We start from the raw sequence: 26,404 nt of genomic DNA on the forward strand, positions 1-26,404 counted from the left end.
GTCACAAGGGCCCGCGCCCCGCCGATGCCCTGTGGTGCGTTTCGGTACCGCGCGGGGGACCGGTTCCGGTCCGGCGGAACGGACGGCCGCCCACCCGGCTAAGGTCCGGACACGGATGTGCCCACAGGGGAGTTGCCCCGACCAGGCCGGGCATGGCTCCTGATGGACCGGAGGGCAACTGGATGACGGTGACACTGGCTGACGTGGCGGCCCGGGCGAAGGTCTCCCCCGCCACCGTCTCGCGGGTGCTGAACGGCAACTATCCCGTCGCCGCGAGCACCCGCGCGCGGGTGCTGCGGGCGGTGGAGGAGCTGGACTACGTCCTCAACGGCCCGGCGAGCTCCCTCGCCGCCGCCACGTCCGACCTCGTCGGCATCCTCGTCAACGACATCGCCGACCCGTTCTTCGGGATCATGGCCGGGGCCGTGCAGTCGGAGATCGTCGGGCCCGGCGGCCGGGCCGGGGGCGAGCGGCTCGCCGTCGTCTGCAACACCGGAGGGTCGCCCGAGCGCGAACTCACCTATCTGACCCTGCTCCAGCGGCAGCGGGCCGCCGCCGTGGTCCTCACCGGCGGCGCCGTCGACAGCGCCGAGCACAACGCCGCCATGACCGCCAAGCTCCGACGCCTCACGGACGCGGGCACCCGGGTGGTCCTGTGCGGACGGCCCCCCGTCCCGGGAACCGGCGCGGTGGCCCTGGCGTTCGACAACCACGGTGGCGGACAACGGCTGACGGAGCATCTGGCGTCCCTCGGCCACCGCCGGATCGGGTACATCGCGGGACCCCCTTCCCGGACCACCACCAGGGAGCGGCTGGCGGGCCACCGGGCGGGGCTGGGCCTCGGCGAGGGGGAGGGACCCGACGAGCTCGTCGTGCACGGCTCGTACGACCGGCAGGCCGGGTACGACGCGACGATCGAACTGCTGCGGCGCGATCCGGGGCTGACGGCGGTGCTCGCGGCCAACGACACCGTGGCACTGGGCGCCTGCGCCGCGCTGCGCGACCAAGGGCTGCGTATCCCGCAGGACGTGTCGGTGGCGGGCTTCGACGACCTGCCGTTCAGCGTGGACGCGATGCCCGCGCTGACGACCGTACGGCTACCTCTCTTCGAAGCGGGCGCGCGGGCCGGACGGATCGCGATGGGCCGGGAGGAGCCGCCGCCGGGCGGGATCGCCAAGGTGCGGGGCGAGTTGATGGTCCGGGGATCGACCGGCGCACCCCGGCGGGACGGCGCGGCGTCCCGGTGAGGTGACGTGCGGAATCGGTGGATCGTGGCGCCCTCTCACCCCGACGGGTGAGGGGGCGCCGCGTTGTTCGCGAGTTGTCCACAGGCCTTTGTCCACAGGGCTTGCCGGTGCCGGAGAGGGAGGGATACTTGACTCAGTCAATGAATTGATCGGAGCAGGAAATGCCGAGCGAATCAGCCCAGCCGACCCCGACGACCTCCCAGCCGCCCGCTTCATCCCCCACCCTCGCCCCGGCCCCTACCCCCGGCCCGGCTTCCCGGTCCGCCGTGGCCGACTTGTCCGCCTCGGCCGCCAGGTCCGCTTCGCCTGCTCCGCCAGCTTCATCAGCTTCGTCCAGCGCATCCGGCACATCCGGCTCACCCGGCTCACCCGTTCATGAAATGCGGGCGTTCAACCGCTTCTACACCAACCTGATCGGCGCCCTCGACTACAGCCGGCACCTGCACGCCCCGTACACCCTCACCGAGTCGCGAGTGCTGTACGAGCTGGCGCACTCGCCGCGTACGGACGCCGCCGATCTACGCACGGAGCTGTCCTTGGACGCCGGGTATCTGAGCCGTCTGCTGGGCAAGTTCGAGAAGGACGGACTGGTCGACCGATCCCCCTCGGAGCGGGATTCCCGGCGCAGGCGCGTCACCCTCACCGCACGCGGGCGGGACGCCGCCGATCTGCTCGACGAACGCTCACGGGAGATGGTCGGTTCCCTCCTCGCGTCGGTTCCGGCCGGAGACCGACCGAGGCTGACGGAAGCCATGCGTGTCATCCAGGGTGTACTCACCCCCGGAGCCGAGCGGCCCGGCCGGGAGGACGTGGTGCTGCGTCCACCTGCCCCTGGGGACCTCGGCTGGATCATCCAGCGCAACGCGGAGATCTACGCGGCGGAGTACGGCTGGAACACGGAGTACGAGAGCCTGGTCGCGCGGATCATCGCCGACTTCGCGGGTGACCACGATCCGGACGCTGAGCGGGTGTGGGTGGCCGAGTTGGCGGGCCGCCGCGTGGGCAGCGTGATGTGTGTACGGGACGCGGCACCGGCGACTGCGCGCCTTCGGCTGCTGTTGGTCGAGCCGGACGCGCGCGGGCTGGGAATCGGGGATCGCCTGGTGGGTGCCTGTGCCGACTTCGCCCGGGAGACCGGCTATCGCGACCTGGTCCTGTGGACGAACGATGTCCTGAAGGCCGCGCGCTCGATCTACCAGCGCCACGGTTTCACCCTGGTCGCGGAGAAGCCTCACCACTCCTTCGGCGCGGACCTCATAGGCCAGGACTGGCGGCTCGCGTTGCACGACGCGAGACCGGAGCGGTGAGGCGGGGGTGGGTGCGCCGCCCGGGGGATTCGGGTGCTGGTGGGTGCTGGCCGACGTCGGCGGGCAGTCGGTGGGCAGCCGGTGGGTGGGGTCGCGGTGGATAGGGTCGCGGGCATGAAACTGGCCTTCTCCACGCTCGGTGTGCCGGGCCTCCCACTCCCTCAGGTCATCGCGCTGGCGACCGCCAACGGCTACCACGGGGTCGAGTTGCGCGCCCATCCCGAGGAGCCGGTGCACCTCGACATGACCAAGCGTCGGCGGGCCGAGGTCGTGCGGGAGTTCGCGGACGGAGGTGTGGAGATCGTCGGCCTGGCGGGATACGCACAGGTGGCGGCGCCCGGTACCGACGGGCCGGTACTGGACGAGCTGCGGCGCTTGCTGGAGCTGGCCGGGGAGCTGGGAGCGCCCTTCGTACGGGTCTTCCCCGGAGCGGGTCCCGAGCAGCGGGGCGAGGAGGCGGACGCGACGGCGGCCCGACGGCTCGCCGCAGCAGCGGAGCAGGCCGCCACGCTGGGTGTACGCATCCTCCTGGAGACCCACGACTCGCATCGCGCGGGCGTGGCTGCGGCGCGGGTCGTGGCGCGGGTGGGGCGGCCGGAGGTGGGTGTGCTGTGGGACGTGCTGCACACCTGGCTGGCCGGGGAGGCGCCCACGGTGACGCACGCGGCGCTCGCCCCGCACCTGGGCTATGTCCAGGTGAAGGACGTGGCCTCGGCCGCCGACACCACTCCGCTCGCGCTCGGCGCGGGGGTGCTGCCGCTGGCCGGGTGTCTGGACACGCTCAGTCGGGCGGGCTGGGACGGCTGGCTGTGCTGGGAGTACGAGAAGAGGTGGTACGAGGAAGCGGCTCCGCTGCCGGGGCTGTTGGGCGAGGGGCGGACGTATCTGGAGGAGTTGTCGGAGGAGTCGCTGGACGCGGCTGGGTGACCCCTTCGTCCGAGGCCGCAGCCGGGGAGGGGGCGAGGGCGACGGTCCCGACCGTGGCTACGGCAACCCCGGGTGAGGGCGGGTCGGCCGGGAGCGGGTCGGTTCGGAGTGAGCCGGGCGGGAGCGGGCCGGGCAGGGGTGAGCCCGGCGGGGGTGAGCTGGGCGGGGGTGAGCCGGCGGCCACCGGGGTCGGGGTGGTGGGGGTGCGGCTCGGGGCGAACGAGGTGGCGGCGACTCCCACGACCAGCAGGGCGGCGGCGCACCAGCGCAGGGTGCTGATCGACTCGTCGAGGAACAGCGCGGCGGAGGTCATGCCGAAGACGGGGACGAGGAGGGTGAACGGGGCCACGGTCGAGGCGGGGTGGTGACGCAGCAGCCAGCCCCAGGCGCCGAAACCGAGGTTGGTGGAGATCCAGGCGACGAAGACGATGGCGCCCACAGCGGTCCAGTCGAGGGAACGCATGGCGGCGAGGCCGGTGGACGGGCCCTCGAAGAGCAGGGAGAGGAGGAGGAGCGGAAGCACGGGGACGGCGCTGACCCAGACGATGAAGTTGAAGGCGTCGGGTGGCGCGGCCTTGCGGGTGAGGACGTTCGAGACACCCCAGCCGGCGGCGGCGGCCACGACCAGGGCGAAGCCGAACAGGGGGCCGGAGGTGCCTTCGTCGATCGCGGCGACGATGACACCGAGGAGGGCGATACCCATACCGACGGTCCGCAGCGGCCCGGGACGCTCACGCAGCACGACAGCGGCGAAGATCGCCGTGAACACGGCCTGGACCTGGAGGACCAGTGAGGCGAGTCCGGCGGGCATGCCCTGATCCATGCCGAGGAAGACCAGTCCGAACTTCCCGACGCCCAGGACCAGCCCGACGGCGATGATCCACTTCCAGGCGACCGAAGGTCTGCCCACGAGGAAGATCGCGGGCACCGCGGCGACGAGGAAGCGGAGCGCGGCGAACAGCAACGGGGGGAAGTGGGAGAGGCCGATGTCGATGACGACGAAGTTGACGCCCCATATGGCGGCGCAGAGAACGGCGAGACTGATGTGCGCGGGTCGCATGGATCGAGCATCACCGGCGGCGACTGTGAAGCACTAGCGATGATTACTGCATGGTTGGATGAAGAACTGCTAAATCCAGCTGGGCAGGTCGAGTCGGGGGCGGGCCGGCCGGAGACATGGGCGGGTGCGAGACAAGGAGTCCAGGTGCTTGATCTTCAGCGATTGCGCGCTCTGTACGCGGTATCGGTGCACGGCACGGTCGGGGCGGCGGCGGTGTCTCTCGGGTACACACCGTCGGCGGTGTCACAGCAGATCGCCAAGTTGGAACGGGAGACCCGGACGGTGCTGCTGGAGCGGCAGGGCCGTGGGATACGGCTCACCGATGAGGCGCAGGTGCTGGTGGCGGCGGCGAAGGAGCTGTTGTCGATAGTCGAGCAGGCCGAGACGGAGCTGGAGGAGCGCAGAGGGGAGCCGACCGGACGGCTGACGATCGCGGCGTTCGCCTCGGCGGCGCGTGGGCTGATGCCCGGGGTGCTGGCGGATCTCGCGGTGCGGCATCCGACGCTGGACACACGGCTGACGGAGGTCGACCCGCACGAGTCGGTGGACCTGGTGGCGAAGGGGGCGCTCGACATGGCGGTGGCCCATGACTGGGACATCGCGCCGCTGCCCGCGCCACCCGGGGTCGAGCAGGCCCGGATCGGGGACGACACCTGCGACCTGCTGGTGCCGAGGGGCCACCGGCTGTCGGAGCGTGGTTCGGTGCGGAGGGAGGAGTTCGGGGGTGAGAAATGGGTCTGCCAGCCACCGGGACGGGTGTGCCACGACTGGCTGATGGGGACCTTGCGGGCTGCGGGGATCGAGCCGGAGATCACGCATCTGGCGGACGAGAACCCGACATTGGTCGCCCTTGTAGAGGCGGGGCTGGGTATCGCCCTGATACCCAGGCTGGGCAGGGGCGCGTTGCCCGACGGGGTGGTGGCGATACCGCTGGACCCGATTCCCGTACGGCATCTGTACGCGCTGTGGCGCACCGGGGCGGCTCGGCGTCCGGCCATCGCCGAGATGGTGCGGACGTTGCAGGAGCACTGGCCGCGGGCGGCACGCGGCTCGGCGTGAGCGCCCCGGCCCGCCGACCTCGGCCCTACCTTGGCCCTGCTCCGGACCTACTCCGGACCTGCTCCGGACCTGCCTTGGCCCTGCTTCGGCCCGGCCTTGGCCCTGCTTCGGCCCGGCCTTGGCCCTGGCTCCGGCCCGGCCTTGGCCCTGGCTCCGGCCCGGCCTTGGCCCGGCTTGGACCTGCCTTGGACCCGGTCGGCCTGTCGCGGTCCCCGGCCGGCTGGTGGGTCGCGGGCCCGGTCCGACCGGTCGGCTCACGCCCGGGTCAGGAGTTCGGGGTGAAGAGGGCTGTGAGGCGGGGGAGGTGGTGGCGGTTGGCTTCGTCGTCCTCGGGGTCCCAGGTCGGGCCGGTCGGGGTGCGGGGGTGGGGTATGCGGTCGGCGGCGGCTTCGAGCGCCGCGTCGTACGAGTCGGCTTCGCCGGTGGCGCGCTGGTAGGCGTCCCGGATCAGGCCGCTGAGGGACTCGTAGCCGATCCAGCCCTTGTTGTCGCGGCTCATCCGCAGCACGACGGGCAGGTCGGCGAGGGTGTCGGGGTCCTCGACGGCGCGGGTGAAGGTGTCGCGGCCGAGCAGGATGAGGCCGTCGCGGAAGTCCATGAACCCGTCGTCGCCGCAGCCTCCCTCGACGATGTACGCGGCGTACCACAGGGGGTGGTGGTAGGCCGAGGCGCGGACCTCGCCGTGCCGCAGGCCGAACTCGACGATCTCCGTCGGCTTGAGCGCGGCGAGGAGGTCGGTCAGGGCGTCGGGGAGCGGGTCGTCCGCCGGATCGCGGTCGTCGGCGCGGTCGCCCACTGTTGTACGCGCGGTGGCGAGGATCCCCCACCAGGTGTCCAGGTCCATGCCTGCGGCTGTGCTCATGCGGGTGATCCTATGCAGGCGGGGAGCGGCCGTACCGGTCACCCGGGGGCCCGGAGCGCGGTGGCACGGGGCGTTCGCGACACGTGTTGCCTCCCGCTCGGGGGCTTGACCGGAAGTTACTGTCTGGATATCCGTAAAGCCTAGGAACGTTTCCTTCAATGGCCGGAGGTTGCGCTGATGGTGGCCCGCCGCCCTACCGGTGGCCCGGGTCCCGTGTCCGGCGCGGTCTCGGAAGGAGCTCGCGTGACCGCCCCCCACTCCCCCGTTCCCGCTCCGGAATCATCCGTCCCGGACCTGTCCGTCCCGGAACCGTCTGTCCCGGGCCTGTCCGTCCCGGGCCCGTACGCCGAGGACTTGCACGTCGAGGACTTGCACGTCGAGGACCTGTACGGCGAGGGCCCGTACGGCGAGGGCTTGTCCGGCCCGGGGTCTGCGCCGTGGCCCGTAGCCCCCGCCTCCCCCGGTGGCCCGCCCCGGTCCACCGCCGACGCCCCCGGCCCGTCCACAGCCACCCCCACCGAGTCCGTCGACCCCGCCCCGTCCACCACCACTCCCACCACTCCCACCGCTTCCGCCGACCCCACCGACCCCGCCCCCCATCGCCGTACCGTGCTCGCGGTGACCGCCGTGACCGCTGCCGGGCTGGCCTCGGGGCTCGTCGGTGGGGCGGGGCGGGCCCAGGCCGCGCACCCCGTACGCAGAGTGGCCACCACCCCCGCGGGCAGCGCGGACGCGTCGGGGAGTCGCAGCCGGGTGAACGGGGCGGAGGGGTTGCCCGGGCGGTTGCTGGCCCGGATGTCGCTGGAGGAGAAGGTCGGGCAGCTCTTCGTGATGCGGGTGTACGGGCATTCGGCGACGGCGCCCGCGCAGGAGGACATCGACGCGAATCTGCGGGAGATCGGGGTGCGGACGGCGGCGGAGCTGGTCGCGCGCTACCACGTCGGCGGGATCGTCTACTTCGCGTGGGCACACAACACACGCGACCCGCAGCAGATCGCGGCACTGTCGAACGGCATCCAGCGGGCCGCGCTCGCGAAGGACAACCCCGTACCGGTGCTGATCGCGACCGATCAGGAACACGGGATCGTGTGCCGGGTGGGGTATCCGGCGACGCTGTTCCCGGGGGCGATGGCGATCGGGGCGGGCGGATCGGTCACGGACGCCCGGGAGCTGGGGCGGATCGCGGGGGCCGAGCTGGCCGCGCTGGGCATCCGGCAGAACTACTCCCCCGTCGCCGATGTGAACGTCGATCCGGCGAACCCGGTGATCGGGGTGCGGTCGTTCGGGTCGGACCCCGACCAGGTGGCGCGGCTGGTGGCCGCCGAGGTGAAGGGGTACCAGCGCAGCGCCGGGATCTCGGCCACCGCGAAGCACTTCCCCGGGCACGGGGACACCCGGGTCGACAGTCATACCGGGCTGCCGGAGATCGACCACACGCGGGAGGAGTGGGAGCGGCTGGACGCGCCGCCGTTCCGGGCGGCGATCAGGGCGGGGGTCGACTCGGTCATGACGGCGCACATCCTGTTCCCGGCGCTGGACCCGTCCGGTGACCCGGCGACGCTGTCGCACCCGATCATGACCGGCATCCTCCGTGAGGAGCTGGGCTTCGAGGGGGTGATCGTCACGGACGCGCTGGGGATGCAGGGGGTGCGGGACAAGTACGGGGACGACCGGGTGCCGGTGCTGGCGCTGAGGGCGGGGGTGGACCAGTTGCTGAACCCGCCGAGTCTGAAGGTCGCCTTCGACGCGGTGCTGGCGGCGGTGCGCGGCGGCGAGCTGACGGAGGCGCGGCTGGACGAGTCGGTGCTGCGGGTGCTGCGGCTGAAGGAGCGGCGCGGGTTGCTGCGTCGGCCGTATGTGTCGGCGCGGGGAGTGACCCGTACGGTCGGGACGCGGGCGCACCGGGCCGCCGCCGACCGGATCGCCGGACGGACGACGACCTTGCTGGTCGACGGGGAGCGGTTGCTGCCGCTGTCCCGGCGGACCCACCGTGAGGTGCTCGTCGTCGGCGCGGACCCGGCGTCGCCGTCGGGGACGACGGGCCCGCCCACCACCGTGCTGGCCGGGGCGTTCACTGAGCTGGGGTACTCGGCGACCGCCGTGCCGACCGGGACGGCGCCGTCCCCGGAGCGGATCGCGGCGGCGGTGTCGGCGGCGCGCGGCAAGGACGTGGTGGTGGTCGGCACGTACAACGTGACGGCGGGCAGCACGCAGCGCGCGTTGGTGGAGGCGCTGGCCGCGACGGGGGTACCGGTGGTCGTGGTGGCGCTGCGCAATCCGTACGACGTGGCGTGGCTGCCGTGGGCGGACGCGGTGGTCGCGGCGTACGCGTGGACGGATGTGGAGCTGCGGGCGGCGGTGCGGGTGCTGACGGGGCATGAGCGCCCGACGGGGCGGCTCCCGGTACCGGTGCCCCGCGCGGACGACCCGTCCCGGGTGCTCCTCCCGTTGGGCCACGGGTTGTCATACCCCTGACCCCGACACTCCGGCTCCCTGGCACCCCTCCCACCCCGGCACCCCGGCTCCCTGGCACCCCTCCCACCCCGGCACCCCTCCCACCCCTTCACCCATCCGCTCCTCCCCCCGTCCGCTCATCCGCCCCTCCATCCGTCCGCCCCTCCATCCGTCCGCCCCTCCACCCGTCCGTCCTCCGGAGCACACCACCGTCAGCCCGCGCAAAGCCCCCTGTGCGCCTGTCACGCACCCGTTCCTGAGGGTCAGGCTGGAGCGGCTGAGGCGGGGATACCCGGGGACGGGTGCCGCGCGAGGGATGCCAGGGGGGCGGACCGGTATGGAGCCCGAAAAGCGGTACGGGCACGGGTGCGGGTACGGGTACGGGCTCGACCGCGCGGGCAGGCGGCGGTATCCGTCGTGGGCGGGCGGCCCGTTGCCGTCGGGCGCGTTGCCACCGGGGCGGGTCCTGCCGGGGCGGAACCCGCCGGTGTGGGCGCTGCCGGGGCGGGTCCTACCGGTGCGGGCGCTGACCTGCGTACTGACCTGCTTGCTGACCTGGGTGCTGACCTGGGTGCTGACCGGCTGTCAGGGCATGTCGTCGTATCCCGGTGAACCGGTCGTCGTACCCGCCCCCGCCACGGCGACCCTCGCGCCAGGCCCGGTGTTCCTAGCCGAGGGCGAGTGCAGTTCGCGGGTGGGCCGTTCGTTCGACGAGGTGTCGTGCGGAAGCGAACGGGCGGCGGCGAAGGTGGTGCGGCGGCAGTGGCGTCCGGCGGGGCGGTCGGGACCGGTGTGCCCCGGGCGTTCGGACTTCGTGCTGCACCTCAGCGAGAGCCGTCCGGCGGCGGACGAGGACGGTGACGGGCAGGTGCCCGAGGGGTACGCCTGTATGCGGAACCTGGAGCCTCCGCACCAGGGCGACCCCGGCGGGGGCGGGGGTCCGCGCACGATCGTGGGCGACTGCCTGTACGACACCGCCGTGCGGAAGGTCCGGGAGACGGCGTGCGACGGATCGGCGGACCGGGCACCGCGCTACCGGGTCGGGGCGGCGGTGGCGGAGCGTGCGGCGTGCCCGCCGTCGACGGTGCTGTACGTGTCGCTGGGCGGCGCCCGCCCGGTCGGCTGCGCGGTCCGCGTCTGAACGCGCCTGAACGAACCATCGGGTACGGAGCGTCCGAACGGAGGCGACGCGTCCGGACGGAGGCGGTAGCGCGGACCGGCCGACCCGGGCGGGTTGCCCCGGATCGGCCGGCCGGGGTCGCTACGGCCGCAGGGTCGGCTGCTGGAGCGTGCCGGAGCGGTCGAGCTTCCTGTCGTACGGCGCGAGCGGTACGACCTTGCTGTCCGGGGCCGCCGCGGCGGCCGCGGCCTGCGGGGCCAGACCGGCCCAGCTCAGGATGCGCTCGGTGGCCTTCGCGCGCTCGTCCTCGACGAGTCCCGCGACATTGGCCCCGTGGTTGGCGCCGGGCGCGGTGTAGATGTACGAGTCCTTGGCGTGCCTGCCGAGCCGGAACGCCTCAGCGGTCCAGGGGTCGTTCTCCCCGTAGACGTAGAGCATCCGGGTGGCGTTGCGCTGGACCCAGTGGTCGATGTCGCGCATCGCGTCACGGTCGAAGCTCATGGGGATCGACCGGGGGACGAAGTTGCGCGGCGGCTGGTAGCCGTAGCGGGACAGCCCGCCGAGCCAGGGCTGACGGACCGTCGGGCCGCCGAGCTCGGTGCCCGCCTGGTAGTAGTACGGGGTGTAGGGCGTGAGGCCCTGGTCGGTGTAGGCGGACCAGCCGACGATGGAGTCGATGTAGTCGAAGAGCTCCTGGTCGGTGGCGGTGGCCGCGGCGGGCACCGTCGCGCAGTCGGCCGCGAGCTGGTACTGCCAGAAGCCCCACACCAGGTCGAGGACGACGGCCTCGAAGGCCTTGTCCAGGGTGCCGGTGGTGGTGAAGGTGCCGCCCTCGGCCTCGGCGCGGGCCGCGTACAGCGCCGTCAGGGCCTCACGGCGGACGAGCGCCTCACGCTGGACGGCGCCGAGCGCGGTACGGCACTCCTTGGTGCCGACGCCCGCGAGGAACCGGTCGTAGCGCGAGTCCTCGCGGTTGTCGACGTCGTTGGGGGCCACGTAGGCCACGACGCCGTCCATGTCGCGCGGGTAGAACCGCTCGTAGTACGTCGCGGTCATACCGCCCTTGGAGCCGCCGGTGGCGAGCCAGTTCTCGTTGTAGATCGGCTTGAGCGCCTTGAAGATCCGGTGCTGGTCGCTGGCGGCCTGCCAGATGTTCAGCTTGGACCAGTCGGCGGGCGCGGGGCGCGACGGGGTGAAGAAGCGGTACTCCATGGAGACCTGGTTGCCGTCGACGATCCGGGTGGGTTCGCTGCGCCCGGGGTTGACGGACACGTTGTAGCCGCTCGTCGCGAAGACGGTGGGGCGGCTGGTGTCCTTGTGCAGCACGGTGACGCGCTGCTCGAACGTCCCCCTGGAGGGGCGTTTGTGGTCGACCGGCTGGGTGTAGGTCAGGACGAAGTACCGGTAGCCGGTGACCGGCTTCTCCTGTACGAGGGTCATACCGGGAATGCTCAGGAGCCGGTCCTTGATGTCGGACGGTTCCGTGCTGGTCGCGGCGGTGGCCGCCCCTGCCGTGCTCACGGTGCCTATGAGCACCACGAGCGACAGCAACCATCTGAGCGCCTTGCTCATGCGTTGTCTCCCCTGGGTCTGAGATGCCTGCGCGAACCTAGCGGAGCATCTCGGGGCGCACTAGTACCTCTTGAGTACGACTGTGCACTGCTGTGATGCGAGGGGATGCCAACTCGGCCCATACCGCCATGTGTCGACCCCGGACATGACCCTTACGGCTCCCCGGCGCGGTCGGCCGCATGATCCGGCGGCCACGAGGTCAGCACACGTTCCGACCGCCGCACAGCCGGCACGCGACCCACCTGTCGTATGCCCAGCACGCGATCCAGCCGCTGCGCAGCCAGCACGTGACCCACCCGCCGCGCGCCCAGCACACGATCCAGCCGACGCACGCGCAGCGCATGTTCCACCCGCCGCACGGCCAGCACACGATCCACCCGCCGCACGCTCAGCACATGATCCAGCCGCTGCGCACCGAGCGGCCGCCGACGCTGCCCGACACCCGGACGCAGCGGTTCCCCGCGTGGACGACGACGGGTCCGGCGTGACTGCGGTACCGGCCGCGGTCGAGGACCTCGCGGTTGCCGCGGGCCTGGACGCCCACCGACATGGCCCGGCGCGGGCCGGAGCGCCGGGCGACCGTGGCGGCGCACACGTACCCGGCCTTCTTGTGGACGACGACCTCTCCCCCGCTGAACGGCACGGTCCGGACCACCCGGCCGGAGCAGTAGGAAGCGGCCTCGGCGGTGACGGCCGGGCCCGCGAGGGCGAGCAGGGAGGCGATGGCGAGAGCCGTACCGAGGAAGGCCCCGTACCGGGTCAGCCGGGCGCTGATGCCGCCTCTGCGGCCACCGCCCCCATCCGCACCGTCGTCCATGGTCGTCTCCCCTCGCACCGGCGTCACGCGTCCAGGTCTTGGTGTAGTGACGTGCGAGGGGCCCCGACGGTTGTGCCCGAGCGGCACGCGCGCTCACCCGGGGGCGCGCCCGAGCCATGGCTGACGTACCGTCATATCACCTACGGGCGCGCCGCGTTGACATCCGCCGTCGCGTCCTCGCTGTCGCCGTCGGGGTCCGCGCCGACGAAGGTGCGCCACAGCCGGGCGTACCGTCCGTCGAGGGCGAGGAGTTCGGCGTGGGTGCCGTCCTCGGCGACCCGGCCGTTGTCCATCACCACGACCCGGTCGGCGCGGGCGGCGGTGGTGAGCCGGTGGGCGACGACAAGGGTGGTACGGCGTCCGGCGAGGCGGTCGGTGGCGTGGTTGACCTGGGCCTCCGTGGCGAGGTCGAGGGCGGCGGTGGCCTCGTCGAGCAGCAGGATGTCCGGGTCGACGAGTTCGGCGCGGGCGAGGGCCATGAGCTGGCGCTGTCCGGCGGAGAGGTTGCGCCCGCGTTCGGAGACCTCGTGCAGATAGCCGCCGTCCAGGGTCGCGATCATCTCGTGGGCGCCGACGGCCCGCGCGGCGGCCTCGACCTCGGCGTCGGTGGCGTCCGGCCGCCCGTAGGCGATGGCGTCGCGGACGGTCCCGGCGAAGAGGTACGCCTCCTGGGGGACGACCCCGAGGCGGTGCCGGTACGAGGTGAGGTCGAGGGAGCGCAGATCGGTGCCGTCCACGGTGACGCGTCCGGCGGTGGGGTCGTAGAAGCGGGCGACGAGTTTGACCAGGGTGGACTTCCCGGCACCGGTCTCACCGACGAACGCGACGGTCTGACCGGCGGGTATCCGCAGCTCGACGTCCTCCAGCGCGGCCTCCCCGGAGCCGGGGCCGAACGCGGCACCGGAGCCGGAGCCGGAACTCGACGCGGACCCGGACGCGGAACCCGACGCGGCGCCGGACCCGGACTCGGAACCGGCCCCCTTGTCCAGGGTCACCGCGCCCCCGGCCCCCCGGCCCCCGGCCCCCCGCAGATCCGTGTTCGCGGCGGTCGGGATCACCGAAGGGCCGCTCCGCCCGTCCGGCCCACCGTTCTCCTCCGCGAGGGACGGCCGATCGCCGTCGCCCGCGTACGCGAACCGCACGCCCTCGAAGGCGATCTCCCCGCGCAGGGACATGACCTCCAGGGGTTCACGGACGCTGCTGGTCGACGTCGGCTCGCGCAGCAGTTCCTGGATGCGGCCGAGCGACACGGACGCCTGCTGATAGCCGTCGAACACCTGCGAGAGCTGCTGGACGGGCGCGAAGAACAGCTCGATGTAGAGGAGGTACGCGACCAGCGCGCCGACCGTGAGGGTCGTCGCCTCCACCCGCCCCGCGCCCACGATCAGCACGGACACCGCCGCGCCGGACGACAGGAACTGCACGAACGGGAAGTACACCGAGATCAGCCACTGGCCCCGGATACGGGCGGCCCGGTAGTCGGCGCTGCGCCGCGCGTACCGCTCCCGCCCGGCGCCCTCGCGCTGGAACGCCTGGACGATCCGCAGTCCGGCGACGGTCTCCTGGAGGTCGGAGTTGACGACGGAGACGCGTTCACGGGCGAGTTCGTACGCCTTCACGCTCGCCTTGCGGAAGAAGTACGTACCGATGATCAGCAGGGGCAGGGTCGCGAAGACGACCAGGGCGAGCTGCACATCGAGGACGATCAGCGCGACCATGATGCCGAAGAAGGTGACGACGGAGACGAACGCGGTGACCAGTCCGGTCTGGAGGAACGTCGACAGCGCGTCCACGTCGGTGGTCATCCGGGTCATGATCCGCCCGGTCAGCTCGCGCTCGTAGTAGTCGAGGCCGAGCCGCTGGAGCTGCGCGAAGATCTTCAGCCGCAGCGAGTAGAGGATGCGTTCACCGGTGCGCCCGGTCATCCGCGTCTCGGCGATCTGCGCGGCCCACTGCGCGAGGACGGCGAACAGCGCGAACAGCGACGCCACCCACACCGCGCCCACGGCGGCCTGGCCGACACCCGAGTCGATGCCGTGCCGGATCAGGACGGGCAGCAGCAGACCCATGCCCGCGTCGACGGCGACCAGGCCGAGGGCGATCGCGAGCGGCGCCCGGAAACCGCGCAGCAGCCTGCGCAGTCCGTAGGAGTCCTCGGGCAGCACCGCGCGGCCCTCGTCGACAGCGGGGCGGTCGGTGGCCGGGGGCAGTGCGTCGACCTGGGCGAGGAGTTCGGGGGTGGCGGGGGTCCCGGCGAGATCGGCGGCGTCCTTCGGCGCGCGGTCACCGCTCCACAGCCGGGGGGTGATACCGCGTTCGGCGTCGTACTCCGCGTCGAGTTCGGCGCGCAGGGTGGTGGCGGCCGGGTCGTCGTCGGGGCCGGTGGTGGCGGCGGGGTGGCCCGGCGAGACCGCGCCGAGCTCGTCGGGGTCGGTGAGCAGCCGCCGGTACAGGGCGGAGCGTTCGGTGAGTTCGTCGTGGGTGCCGAGGTCGGCGAGACGGCCGTGGTCGAGGACGGCGATCCGGTCGGCGAGGTTGAGGGTGGAGCGGCGGTGGGCGATGAGCAGGGTGGTGCGTCCCGCCATCACCTCGCGCAGCGCCTCGTGGATCTCGTGCTCGACGCGGGCGTCGACGGCGGAGGTCGCGTCGTCGAGGACGAGGAGGCGCGGGTCGGTGAGCAGCGCGCGGGCGAGGGCGAGTCGCTGGCGCTGGCCGCCGGAGAGGGTGAGGCCCTGTTCGCCGACCTTGGTGGTGTATCCGTCGGGGAGTGCCGAGATGAAGCCGTGGGCGTGGGCGGCGCGGGCGGCGGCCTCGATCTCGTCGTCGGTGGCGCCCGGGCGTCCGTAGGCGATGTTGGCGCGGACGGTGTCGGAGAAGAGGAAGCTGTCCTCGGGGACGAGGCCGATGGCGGAGCGCAGCGAGGCGAGGGTGAGCTCACGGACGTCGTGGCCGCCGATGAGGACGGCACCCCGGTCCACGTCGTAGAAACGCGGCAGCAGCAGGGAGACGGTCGACTTGCCGGACCCGGAGGCGCCGACGACGGCGAGGGTCTCCCCGGCGCGGATCTCGAAGCTGAGGCCGTCGAGCACGGGACGGTTGTCGTGGTAGCCGAAGCCGACGGCGTCGAACTCGACGGTGGCGGGGGCGTCGGCGGGCAGTTCGCGGGTGCCGTCGGTGAGGGTGGGTTCGGTGTCGACGAGTTCGAGGACGCGTTCGGCTCCGGCGCGGGCCTGCTGGCCGACGGTGAGGACGACGGCGAGCATCCGGACCGGTCCGACGAGCTGCGCGAGATAGGCGGAGAACGCGACGAACGTACCGAGGGTGATGTGCCCCTGGACGGCGAGCCAGCCGCCGGCGGCGAGCATCGCGACCTGGCCGAGCGCGGGGACGGCCTGGAGCGCGGGGGTGTATACCGAGTTGAGGCGGATGGTCCGCAGCCGTCCCGCGAAGAGCTTGCGCCCGACCTCGCGCAGCTTGCCGGTCTCCTGCTCCTCCTGGCCGAACCCCTTCACGACCCGGACCCCGGTGACGGCCCCTTCCACGACCCCGGCGACGGCGGCGGCCTGGGCCTGGGCGTACCAGGTGGCGGGGTGGAGCTTGGTGCGGCTGCGTTTGGCGATGAACCACAGGGCGGGGCCGACGGCGAGCGCGATGAGGGTGAGCGGCGGCGACAGCCAGGCCATGATGCCGAGCGACATCAGGAACAGCAGGATGTTCCCGATGGTCATCGGCAGCATGAACAGCAGCCCTTGGATGAGCTGGAGGTCACTGGTGGCCCGGCCGATGACCTGGCCGGTCGAGAGCTCGTCCTGCCGCCGTCCGTCGAGCCGGGTGATCGTGCCGTACATATCGGTACGGAGGTCGTGCTGGACGTCGAGGGCGAGCCGTCCGCCGTAGTAGCGGCGGATGAAGGTGAGGATGTACACGGCGACGGCGGCGCCGAGCAGGACTCCGGCCCAGACGGCCATGGAGCGGGTGCGGTCGGTGACGACGTCGTCGATGATCACCTTGGTGATCAGCGGGACGACCGCCATGACGGCCATCCCGGCGAGGGACGCGCCGAGCGCGAGGACGACGTCCTTGGGGTGCCGCCAGGCATAGGCGGTGAGCCGCCGCGCCCAGGAGGCGGGCGGGGGCACGGGGGCGCTGCCCGGGGCGGTGTCCGGGGTGGCGTCCGCAGCGGTGCTGGGGGCGGTGTCCGGGGTGGCGTCCGCAGCGGTGCTGGGGGCGGTGTCCGGGGCTGTGTTCGGGGCTGTGCCCGAAGCGGGATCCGCCCCGTCGCGCCCCGGCTCCGCGCCTTTTCCGGACCCGCCCTTGTCCACCGACACCCGGTTCCTCCCGCTTCCGACCGCCGCACTGTCGCACCGGTCCGCCGGATGATGTGAACACCGGATGATCCGGATTTCATCCCTCCGCAACAATCGCCGAAGGGGCCGACGGAGGCACGGGAGCACGTACGGGCACACAGGGCGCCCGCACGGTCACGGGTCGTACGCGGGCGGGGCGGGTGGGCGTACGGGGGGTGCGGGGGGGGCGGGTGCGGTCCGGCGCTCGGGGGTCCGGTGCCCGAGGGCGATCGTGCCCGGGTGTACAGGTGCCGGGGCGTACAGGTACTGAGGCATACGGGTGCTGGGGCGTACGTGGCGGGGGTGCTGGTGCCCCTGGGCGGGGGCGATCCGTGCCCGGACGTACGGATGCCCGGGCGTACGGGTGCACGGGGTGCGCGTACGCCCGGGCGGTACGGCCGTCCGGGTGATCCGGCTGTCGAGGGAAGTCCAGCTGTCCGGGAGGTCCGGATGGCCCGGCTGTCCAGGGAGACCCAGGCAGCCGGATGGTCCGGGTATCAAGGTGCTCAGGCGCTCAGGTGCCCGGACGTTCTGGGGTCACCCCTCCGGGACGGCGGGTATCACCCCGCGAGGGGTGCTGGTGGGCTGGTACCGCTGGCTGGCGCGGGTGCTGGGCGCGAGGTCCTTGTGCACGGCCTTCGCGACGGCCTGGATGGTGGCGACGCCGTAGTTCATGTTGCTGTTCCCATGGGTCAGCACCGTCAGGTAGTAGTCACGGCCGCCGCCCTGGAACGCGCCGAGGCTGTGCACCCGCCATCCGAGCGTGGCACGGGGCAGCCAGCCGTTCTTGACATGGATCCTGGTGGACGAGGGCGCACCGGCCGGGGCGCCCCAGCGCTGCGAGGGCACGACCTCGTTCATCAGCTTGAGGATGTACGCGCGTGAGTTGTCGCTGAGCACCGAGTTCTTCGCGGTGATCAGGGCCAGCAGCCGCTGTTCGTCCTTGATGTTGACCCGGGTGAGCCCCCAGTAACCACCGGAGCCCGGCACGGTCTTGGTCATCTTGGCCGCCGCGAGGAACTTCTTGACCTTGGTGGGTCCGAGCTGCCGCCAGAAGGTGGTGGTGGCGGCGTTGTCGGACTGGGTGATCATCGCCTTGGCGAGCTTGGTCTCACGGCTGGTGAGCCGGCGGTCGGTCTTCTTGTAGTCCCACAGCAGCGCGGCGAGGACGGTGACCTTCACTATGCTCGCCGAGTCGTACGAGGTGCCGCCGCGCAGCTCGCACGTCGTCTTCGTCTTCCGGTCGTGCAGTCCGATCGCGACGGTGCCCTTGCGGTTCTTGAGCGCGGCCCCGATGTCCTTCTTCAGCTTGGCGGCGAGCCCCGCCTTGGCGGACGTGCAGACCACCTGAGGCGTGGCGGCGGCGGAAGCCGTCCCCGCGCCGCTCAGCCCCACGACCGGCACCAGCGCCCCGACGGCGACCCCCACGACGGCACGCCGAACTCCGCTACCCCACATATGAAATTCCCCCCACAGATTCCCCGTTGTTCCCCGAAACCACGCATCTCCCGTGCTGGTACGAGGACTTGTGCGGGGTTGGACCCGGGACCCGACGGGATGGTTGTGCACCTCATGGAAATGTTTTCTACGGGGTCGAGTGGGGTTGTTGTTGCCGTCTCCGGTTCCCGCGCGGGTGCGGGGTCGGGCGAGGTGCGGGGCGAGCGCGCGGGGTGCACGGGCCGTGCGGGGTGCGGGCGCGGAGGGGGTGTGCGGAGGCCCTTCAAGCCCACCGGTACCGCGATGGACATCCCGCCCCAGCAATAAATCCCGTCCCCCCAACGCATTCCACCCCTGCGATCTCGACGGGAACCGTTCGCCGAAACGGGCGCGGAAATACATCCGTTATGACTAATTGCCGTTCCGGTCAACGAGCGCCCGCCGCAGGACATTCTTTGCCGCTTCATTGCCATCGGCACGCTTTCGTCTGACGCTGAAAGAAAGGCGGACCCGGTCCGTCCTGTTCACGGCCTGAACGGTCCGCGCGAGGCCCAAGCGCGCCCTGGGCGTGGCCCGTGAGGCCGACCCGAAACGCCACGGCAGAAGGAGTACCGGAATGATCCGTCTTCCCAGGAATCCGTCCTCAGGCTGGTTCGCGGCGATAGGGGCCATCGCGCTCATCGGCGTGCTGATGCCCGCGTCGGTGGCGCACGCCGCGTCGCTCACCTGCGGTCAGTCGGTCACGACCAGCTTCGTCCTGGACTCCGACCTGCTCAACTGCCCCGGAGACGGCCTGGTCGTCGGCAGCGGCGGCATCACCATCGACCTCGCCGGACACACCCTGGACGGCGTCGGTCTGGGCGCCGGTATCCGTAACAACGGGTACGACAACGTCACCCTCACCAACACCGGCACCCCCGCCCGTGTGCAGGAATTCGACCACGGCATAAGACTCGCCCCTGGCACCTCAGGGAACACCGTCGAATCCCTGACCCTCCAGAACAACGAATTCACCGGAGTCGAACTCGACAACGCCGACAACAACAACCGCGTACGCGGCAATCTCATCGACCGGCAGAGCAAAAGAGGAATCGCGATCATCGGCGGATCGAGCGGCAATACGATCACCGACAACACGGTCAGCGACAATCAGGGCGAGGGTGTCTTCGTCCAGAACTCGGCCGACAACCGTCTGGAAGGCAATCGGATCACCGGCAGCGGGGACGCGGGTCTGATCCTGGAGGGCGCCGGCGGCAACACCCTGCTGACCAACACCGTCGGCAACAGCAGCGACGCCGCGATCACCCTGCGGCTCGGCTCGAACGACAACCTCGTCCAGGGCAACTCGACCACCCAGAACTCGGACGCCGCGCTGATCGTCTCCGACTCCACCGGCAACCGTCTCCTGTCCAACACCCTCCAGGGCGGCGGCGACAGCGGCATCGTCCTCCAGTCGTCCCACGGCACCACGGTCACCGGCAACGATGTCAGCCGGAACACCGGCGGCATCGAGTTGAGCGGGTCCGACAACAACCTGGTCCGCTCCAACACCGCGAACGACACCACGGGCGACGGCATCAGCCTGACCCAGTCGTCCGGCAACCGACTGGACCTCAACGAGGCCAACCGAAACGGCTCCCGGGGCATCCACGTCGACGGAGAGGCGCCGACCGGGCAGGGCAACCGGCTGACCGGCAACACCACCAACGCCAACAACGGCGACGGCATCGCCGTCCCGAAGACCGTCCACACCCTCCAGGACAACACCGCACGCGACAACGGCGGTTGGGGCATCATCACCGACATGGGCAACGTGGACGGCGGAGGCAACCGCGCGGGCGGCAACAGCGAAGCCGCCCAGTGCACGGGAGTCACCTGCACCCCCTGAGCCCCGCCCCGACGCACACGCGACGCGCCCTTCACCGACCGAACGGCCACGGGTCGCGGGTCACGGCTCGGCGGGGGGACGTGAGCCCGGGCTGACGGAAACCGGACCACGCTCCGGGCAGGCCTCCTGGACCGTCCCCCATGCGCGGGGTCGGTCCCGGCGGATGCCGCCGAGGCAGGGTGATGATTCGCCGTAGCCCGACGCATCTGTCCGGCTTCCGCCATCCTGTACCTATGAGTGATGAGTCATGCGCGGGCTGTGGCGGGGATCGCGTGACCGAGCACGAACAGCACACAGTCGAGACGGACGAGAGCGGCGCCCAACGGCCGGTCGTCCGCAGATGGACCGGCCCGTGCGGCCGGTGTGGCGGGTCCGGCCAGCCGTAGGAGGCGTCGTGCGTACGTGGTTCGTGTGTCTGGGGTGTGCGGCCCTGTACCTGCCCCCGGAAGGATCGACCCGACCGGACTGCACGGGGACTCCGGCCAGCCCGGTGGACTGCTCCGAACCGGACTGCCGGGAGGAGGCGTCGACGGCCGTGGACGCCGCGGGGGTACCGGCGGAGGTACTCGCCCGCTGGGCCCGACGGGCAGCGGGCCTGGACGGCCCGAGACGGGTCTCCCGCTCCTACCGCCCCACCCGAGGCCAGAGATCGACCCCGGCACCTCGATCGACCCGCACGAGGCTGCTCTGACGCGAACCGAGGGGTACGGGGTGGGGCGCGCGGGCCTCGGGCCTCGGTGCCAGGCTGCCCGGTCCGGCCCGCCGCGCTGGAGCAGCCGGTACCAACTGATGCCCTTCGCCAGCCCGGTTGGAGCCCGGCCCTGGGCTGTACCCTTCGCGGAAGCCGACCGGACGCAGCGGTACGGGGCTCCCGTACGGGGGTACGGGAGGAGACGGTGGAGGACGCGATGCGACTAAAGGAAAACGGCCCGATCCGCTGAAAGACCCCCAGGTCAGGAAGTGTCGGCCCCGCACACGCGGGGGTGGTCCGCGGCTCCGGCCAAGGGCAAGGACGCGTCTAAGGTCGGCCCCGCACACGCGGGGGTGGTCCAGTTCACGCAGGAGCCGTTCGAGGCCCCGGCCAAGTCGGCCCCGCACACGCGGGGGTGGTCCGGCGACGGAGGAGATCGACCACGTCCGGTGGCTGTCGGCCCCGCACACGCGGGGGTGGTCCTTCCCATACCTGCTGCCACGTCAGCCCGGTCCGGTCGGCCCCGCACACGCGGGGGTGGTCCCGGGACTGCTACGTGTACGTGGCGAACACGACGGTCGGCCCCGCACACGCGGGGGTGGTCCGCTGTCGACGACGTTCAAGCGAGTCGAACAGGGGTCGGCCCCGCACACGCGGGGGTGGTCCCAGGGCTTCCGACATGGTGCGTACGGCGGTGGAGTCGGCCCCGCACACGCGGGGGTGGTCCTTGGGCCGCCAGCTGAGCCGGGAGGACGGTTCCGTCGGCCCCGCACACGCGGGGGTGGTCCCCCTGACGATTCGGCGCGCGTGGTGCTGTGCTGGTCGGCCCCGCACACGCGGGGGTGGTCCCCCGCCCCTGGGGGGTGAGGGTGGCGACCCGCCGTCGGCCCCGCACACGCGGGGGTGGTCCCGGCCAGGATCAGAGCATGGATCTCACCGGGCTGTCGGCCCCGCACACGCGGGGGTGGTCCCTGGACGGCGGCGGGGCCGGCCCGCCCGGAACTGTCGGCCCCGCACACGCGGGGGTGGTTCCCCGGCGAGCTCGGCCGGGGCGGCCGCGTCGTCGTCGGCCCCGCACACGCGGGGGTGGTCCGGCAGGTCAGGTGGGCACCGTTCCTGCCCCGCCGTCGGCCCCGCACACGCGGGGGTGGTCCCTCTCCTGGTCCATGGGCGCCGGCCCTGCCGGAGTCGTCCCCGCACGCGCGGGGGTGGTCCCTCCTCCCGGATCCGGGCCCGCGCCATCGAGGCGTCGTCCCCGCACGCGCGGGGGTGGTCCTGCATGATCGCGGGCATCACCACTGGATGTTCCGTCGTCCCCGCACACGCGGGGACTCCCCAACCCCAGCCGAGATCGTTCGGAACTCAAGCAGAACCCAGCTCCTGGGGGCTCCAGACATCAGGCCCCCCGCCCCGCCACTCGATCATCGTGCTCGTCGCTACCTCCGCCGGGTCCAGGTCCAACCCCGCGCGCCGCAGGAACTCCGAGAGGTCGCGGAGGTTGTACGCGAGGCCGAGGATCTGGTCGCCCGCGCGTACTCGTCGCCCGCCGGTGGGGCTCGGCGGGTGGACGACGACGGGGACGGCCATGTCTCCAGCCTCCGCCGCGCCCACGTCCACCGCACCCCGGGGACCACCGACCCGACACCGAACGTCACCGGCCGGGACAGGCACGACACCAGGTCCCCGCACCGCGCCCCGATACGCAGCACCACCCGATTCACGCGGACGGCCACAGCGCGTAACGGCGCCCCACCCTGCGGCGGCTCACACGGGAACCGTGCCCCTCGCCCCAGAACGCGACGCACGCCGGACCCCACCACCCCCAACCCCGCACGCACAGGGACACCGACGCGCGAACCACCGCAACCGCAGTCCTCGGCGGCCCAGCTTCAGTCGTGTCACCCCATGGCAGCCGTGGTCATCGCCCGCCAAGCCCACCACCCGGGCCCGTACGCACGCCGCGCACGGGACCGTGGGCCGCCTCACCACGACTCCCGTGCCGCCGTCCGCCACGTCCTCCGCAGCACGCGGCCGGCCTCGCAGGACCAGGGATCGGCGCCGTTGCACTGCCCGCAGGCACCGACGTGGGTGAGGAACCTGCCCCACGCCAACGCGTGGGCCGGGGACATCGGCGGCAGGCCGCTCCAGTCCCCGGCCCCGTACCACTGCGGACCGCCCGCCTGACCTCGTACGGGGACCGTCCGTGGCTCGTCGGCACACCGCTCGTGGCGGTGCATCGTGATCCCCGGCCCGGACATCGAGTCACGGAACAGCCGCTGGTGCAGCTCGCCGGACCCGATGGACTGATCACAACGGCAGCAGATCATCACCGTCGCGACCGGCACCCCACCGCGACCGAATCCGCCCCCGCCAACCGGGCCAGCGCCCGCAGCACGATCCCGAGCCGCCGGTCCCCCAGTACTTCCACCTTCCAGAGCGGCACCAGCCTCGGGAACGCCTCGTTCTCCACGACCAGCAGATCCCGGACGTCCCCACGCGCGAGAACGTCGCCCTCCTCGATCAACGCGGCGACAGCGGCCCGCTCCCCCGATATCGCGGTCACGGACCCACTCGATGAGCCGGTCGGACAAGAGGGGTGGCCCCCCGTCGAGATCCCATGTCTGTGTTTCGCGCGCGTTCATCGCAGTCCCTCTCCACGGTCGGTGAAGGCACCGTAGAAGTGGCCGCGAGGCATCAGGGGTGCGAAGTGCACCCCTTTGTCTAGGCGGCCAGCATGCCGAGGGTCACCGCCAACGCCGACGCGCGTCGGCGGCGCGCCGGGACCTTCGACGCGGTCTCCTCCAGCACGATCCGCTTGGCATAGCCGTTGTACTTGATCGTCTCGGGCGCGCTCCGGTGGGCCTTCTCCAGCGTCGCCAACGCCACGTCGGGCTGGCCGTCCAGCTGATAGCCGCGCGCTTCCTCGATACGGTGGCGGGCGCGGCGCGGCCGTGACGGGATCTCCAGGAGGTCCGCCGCGGCAGCCTGGCGCACCGACTCGCCGCCCGAACGGAGTTCGACCGCGATCGTGACGGCGTGGGCGCCCATGACCGTACGGGAGAAGCTCGTCACCGGGTGGTAGTAGTCGGCCGGCAGCCGTTCGGCCATGGGCCGTGCCTGGTCCCAGTAGCGCCAGGCGGTGCCCGTCTCGCCGCGCCGGGCAGCGGTGTACCCGGCCTCGAAGGTGAGCGCGCCCGCGATGGCGAGCACGTCGGGCGAAGCGTCGGGCAGGAACGGTTCGAGGTAGGCGAGCGTCTCCAGGTTCACGGCGTCGGCGGCGTCGAAGTGGGCAGGTCCCAGGTCGCGGTGGGCCTGCGCGGCCAGCCACGCGGCGACACCGATGACGTGCGGGTCCTCGGACTCCTGCGCGGCGATCAGCCCGCGCTCGACCACCCGCCATAACAGTGCCGTGTCCGGCTGGTACGCGATGAAGAACTGCGCGAGCGAGTAGACCTCGGCGAGCACGGCCTGGGCCGCGCGCCGTTCCGCCGCCCGGTCGGACTGCCGTACGGAGAGCTGCGCGTCACGCAAGAGCTCCGGTAGCAACGCGCCGATCACGTCGCGGTGATGGGGCGATGAGTGCCTCGCGGCCCACGCACGGGCCACCCGTGCGGCGAGGTGCGCGACCGGCGGCGCCTCGCGCCGGGTCACCAGCGGAAAGGCGTCCACCGCCGCCTTGACCTCACCGAGCCGCGCATGACCAGGTCCGGTGAAGAGGTCCACGCCCGCGCACCGCTCCCCCATGAGATCCGCGAGGTTCGCCACCCGCAGCACCTCGGCGAGCCGCAGCATCACCGAAAGACGCGGCACCTTACGACGGCCGGTCTCCAGGTCCTTGACCCACTGCGCCGAATACCCGACGAGACCACCGAGATGTTCGCGGGTCAGTCCACGCCTGGTACGCAGGATGCGGAGTCTCTGCCCGAACGCGACCGGGTCCGCGTACGGGTCCGGGCGGGGAACGTCGAAGGACACGGTATGACCCCTCTCTGTACAGTTCGTCGCTGCCAGCGTAAGGGCGTGTGCCGCTCCACGGCCCACGAGCCACCTTCACGAACTACCTTGCCGTCGAAGGCTGTACGAGACTTGTGGAACTCTCCGAGCGATACGAGGCGATGGCTGTATGCCGGTAGACCTGCTGACCACCGAGTACTTCACAGTCGACCGCCTGCCGGAGATCCGGAACGTCATCCTCGACGTGTACTCCGAGGTGTACGCGCAGGACATCGCCACCGACCCGTTCTTCTCGCTGGAGCGCTTCGAAGAACGGCTTGAGGGCCATACGTCCGCTCCCGGCTGGGGCTGCGTCATCGCGAAGGTGAGCGGCGAACACGCGGGGTTCACCTACGGCTTCACGGCACGCGACGGCACGACCTTCACCCTTTGCGAGAACATGCTCCGCACCGGCAATCGGGGGCGTGGCATCTCCCAGGTGATGCACGACGAGCTGATGAGTCACCGAAGCGAAGACCGGACCCAACTGCTCGTACGCCGTTCCCGCCCCTTCTCGACGTGATCGCAGGGATCTGGGCGGAAAGTCACCCCGAGTTCGGCGGTGATCCCGGCGCCGAGGCGGCCGGGCTGTCGGTGGACGCTCTGCGCCGTCAGGTCACCGGGCATCTGAAGCACCCCGGGTTCGCACTCGCCGTCGCCCACTCGGGCGGCACGGCGGTCAGGTTCGGGTACGCCTTCCTCCGCTCGGCCGACTACTGGTTCGGACCGGAACTGGTGGACCGGGTCCCCGAAGGTGCCCGTACCGAACAGCTCATGGGGCTGTGCGAACTCGCGGTCCAGCCGGACTGGCAAGGCCACGGCATCGGCTCCCTGCCGCACGCCGACCTGATCACGTCCACCGCCCTGCTCCCCACGCTCTCCGGAGCAAGGCCCGAACTCGGCGCGCCCACTGCGCCGTACAGCGGACGGGACCAGGCCGGGTGCCGGTTGCACCGGTTGTACCCTTCCCGGGACGGATCAGGTGTACGGGTACAGGTGCCTTGCACGGAGGACCGCCAAAGGCGAACGCAGGGGTGCGATGCGACTAAAGAAAAACGGCCCGATCCGCTGAGAAACCCGCAGGTCAGGAAGTGTGTTCCCCGCACGTGCGGGGGTGGTCCCTGTGCGGCTGCGTCCGGACGGAGCGGCGGATGGTGTTCCCCGCACGTGCGGGGGTGGTCCCCGCCGGCCATCGGCTTCGGGAGCGGGTGGTCCGTGTTCCCCGCACGTGCGGGGGTGGTCCGCGGGTTGACGGGATGCTACGGCCGGGGGCAGCGTGTTCCCCGCACGTGCGGGGGTGGTCCCTACAACAACACGGCGAACGCGTCCAGCGGCCTGTGTTCCCCGCACGTGCGGGGGTGGTCCTGTCACCAAGGGCATGGCGGGCATGCTTGAGGCGTGTTCCCCGCACGTGCGGGGGTGGTCCCTGACTCCGCCGGAGCATCGGACGCATCCCCTGGTGGTCCCCGCACGCGCGGGGGTGGTCCGTGCTCACCGCCGGGGGAGCGCCAGACATCGGAGTGGTCCCCGCACCCGCGGGGGTGGCCCTCTGCTGGATCATCGTGCTCGTGGCGACCCCCGCAGGGTCGAGGTCCAACCCCGCTCGACGCAAGTACTCCTAGGT

General features: G+C 71.9%; 18 protein-coding genes, 1 pseudogene and 2 CRISPR repeat arrays. Of the genes and pseudogenes, 8 read left to right on the forward strand and 11 right to left on the reverse strand.

From position 1 onward, the window contains the following. Window positions 1-182: 182 nt before the first annotated feature. The 3 genes from AB852_RS32605 (at window position 183) to AB852_RS32620 (ending at window position 3,481) form a co-directional block, all read left to right on the forward strand. Window positions 183-1,247 (forward strand): LacI family DNA-binding transcriptional regulator, encoded by a 1,065-nt coding sequence (locus AB852_RS32605; protein WP_073793787.1) that lies wholly within the window; start codon window positions 183-185, stop codon window positions 1,245-1,247. A gap of 380 nt (window positions 1,248-1,627) precedes the next feature. Next, on the forward strand, window positions 1,628-2,554 hold the full coding sequence (locus AB852_RS32615) for a bifunctional helix-turn-helix transcriptional regulator/GNAT family N-acetyltransferase (RefSeq protein WP_073793789.1): 927 nt from the start codon (window positions 1,628-1,630) through the stop codon (window positions 2,552-2,554). Between the two features lie 114 nt (window positions 2,555-2,668). Beyond that, window positions 2,669-3,481 carry a sugar phosphate isomerase/epimerase family protein gene (locus tag AB852_RS32620; protein ID WP_073793790.1) on the forward strand — a complete coding sequence of 271 codons (813 nt, stop codon included), beginning with the start codon at window positions 2,669-2,671 and terminating at the stop codon, window positions 3,479-3,481. A 219-nt stretch (window positions 3,482-3,700) separates the two neighbouring features. Here the strand turns inward: AB852_RS32620 and AB852_RS32625 are convergent. Further along, window positions 3,701-4,541 (reverse strand): annotated as a pseudogene (locus AB852_RS32625) (EamA family transporter); the annotation flags it as partial. Window positions 4,542-4,685: 144 nt separating this feature from the next. Here AB852_RS32625 and AB852_RS32630 point away from each other — a divergent pair. After that, a complete protein-coding gene (locus tag AB852_RS32630) occupies window positions 4,686-5,600 on the forward strand; it encodes a LysR family transcriptional regulator (protein WP_073793791.1) in 915 nt (304 codons plus the stop codon). Window positions 5,601-5,865: 265 nt separating this feature from the next. Here the strand turns inward: AB852_RS32630 and AB852_RS32635 are convergent, their stop codons facing one another. Continuing rightward, the gene (locus AB852_RS32635) at window positions 5,866-6,444 is read right to left on the reverse strand and encodes a DUF4240 domain-containing protein (RefSeq protein WP_073793792.1); all 579 of its coding nucleotides are present in this window, start codon (window positions 6,442-6,444) and stop codon (window positions 5,866-5,868) included. Between the two features lie 627 nt (window positions 6,445-7,071). Here AB852_RS32635 and AB852_RS32640 point away from each other — a divergent pair. Then, entirely contained in the window at window positions 7,072-8,937 is a 1,866-nt protein-coding gene (locus tag AB852_RS32640) for a glycoside hydrolase family 3 protein (RefSeq protein WP_073794372.1), read from the forward strand. Window positions 8,938-9,508: 571 nt separating this feature from the next. Then, window positions 9,509-10,057, forward strand: coding sequence for a hypothetical protein (locus AB852_RS32645; RefSeq protein WP_245877026.1), 549 nt, complete (start codon window positions 9,509-9,511; stop codon window positions 10,055-10,057). 120 nt (window positions 10,058-10,177) lie between these two features. On the opposite strand, the gene AB852_RS32650 is transcribed toward AB852_RS32645, so the two are convergent. From AB852_RS32650 to AB852_RS32670, 5 genes are all read right to left on the reverse strand, one after another. Continuing rightward, complete coding sequence (locus AB852_RS32650) at window positions 10,178-11,608, reverse strand: S28 family serine protease (RefSeq protein ID WP_073793794.1); 1,431 nt, start codon at window positions 11,606-11,608, stop codon at window positions 10,178-10,180. Between the two features lie 152 nt (window positions 11,609-11,760). Then, on the reverse strand, window positions 11,761-11,985 hold the full coding sequence (locus AB852_RS41115) for a hypothetical protein (protein ID WP_245876998.1): 225 nt from the start codon (window positions 11,983-11,985) through the stop codon (window positions 11,761-11,763). Window positions 11,986-11,996: 11 nt separating this feature from the next. Further along, the gene (locus AB852_RS32660) at window positions 11,997-12,425 is read right to left on the reverse strand and encodes a hypothetical protein (RefSeq protein ID WP_245876999.1); all 429 of its coding nucleotides are present in this window, start codon (window positions 12,423-12,425) and stop codon (window positions 11,997-11,999) included. A gap of 140 nt (window positions 12,426-12,565) precedes the next feature. Next, complete coding sequence (locus AB852_RS32665) at window positions 12,566-16,564, reverse strand: ABC transporter ATP-binding protein (protein WP_073794377.1); 3,999 nt, start codon at window positions 16,562-16,564, stop codon at window positions 12,566-12,568. A 744-nt stretch (window positions 16,565-17,308) separates the two neighbouring features. Further along, on the reverse strand, window positions 17,309-18,229 hold the full coding sequence (locus tag AB852_RS32670; RefSeq protein WP_073793796.1) for a serine hydrolase: 921 nt from the start codon (window positions 18,227-18,229) through the stop codon (window positions 17,309-17,311). 595 nt (window positions 18,230-18,824) lie between these two features. On the opposite strand from AB852_RS32670, the gene AB852_RS32675 reads away from it, so the two are divergent. Beyond that, window positions 18,825-20,096, forward strand: a complete 1,272-nt coding sequence (locus tag AB852_RS32675) for a right-handed parallel beta-helix repeat-containing protein (RefSeq protein ID WP_073793797.1) — start codon at window positions 18,825-18,827, stop codon at window positions 20,094-20,096. 962 nt (window positions 20,097-21,058) lie between these two features. After that, window positions 21,059-22,063: direct repeats of the CRISPR family, unit length 28 nt; unit sequence GTCGGCCCCGCACACGCGGGGGTGGTCC. A gap of 86 nt (window positions 22,064-22,149) precedes the next feature. Here AB852_RS32675 and AB852_RS32680 read toward each other — a convergent pair. From AB852_RS32680 to AB852_RS32695, 4 genes are all read right to left on the reverse strand, one after another. Further along, entirely contained in the window at window positions 22,150-22,374 is a 225-nt protein-coding gene (locus AB852_RS32680) for a hypothetical protein (RefSeq protein ID WP_073793798.1), read from the reverse strand. A gap of 395 nt (window positions 22,375-22,769) precedes the next feature. Beyond that, complete coding sequence (locus AB852_RS32685; RefSeq protein ID WP_073793799.1) at window positions 22,770-23,132, reverse strand: hypothetical protein; 363 nt, start codon at window positions 23,130-23,132, stop codon at window positions 22,770-22,772. After that, window positions 23,114-23,350, reverse strand: a complete 237-nt coding sequence (locus AB852_RS32690; RefSeq protein WP_073793800.1) for a hypothetical protein — start codon at window positions 23,348-23,350, stop codon at window positions 23,114-23,116. The genes AB852_RS32685 and AB852_RS32690 overlap by 19 nt, the downstream gene beginning before the upstream one ends. Before the next feature lie 158 nt (window positions 23,351-23,508). Continuing rightward, entirely contained in the window at window positions 23,509-24,762 is a 1,254-nt protein-coding gene (locus AB852_RS32695) for a helix-turn-helix domain-containing protein (RefSeq protein WP_073793801.1), read from the reverse strand. A 148-nt stretch (window positions 24,763-24,910) separates the two neighbouring features. Here AB852_RS32695 and AB852_RS32700 point away from each other — a divergent pair, with 148 nt between their 5' ends. Further along, entirely contained in the window at window positions 24,911-25,303 is a 393-nt protein-coding gene (locus AB852_RS32700) for a hypothetical protein (protein WP_073793802.1), read from the forward strand. A gap of 570 nt (window positions 25,304-25,873) precedes the next feature. Then, a CRISPR array of direct repeats spans window positions 25,874-26,328; the repeat unit is 28 nt; unit sequence GTGTTCCCCGCACGTGCGGGGGTGGTCC. Window positions 26,329-26,404 lie beyond the last annotated feature (76 nt).

The sequence above is a fragment of the Streptomyces uncialis genome (genome assembly GCF_001905345.1).
Taxonomy (GTDB): domain Bacteria; phylum Actinomycetota; class Actinomycetes; order Streptomycetales; family Streptomycetaceae; genus Streptomyces; species Streptomyces uncialis.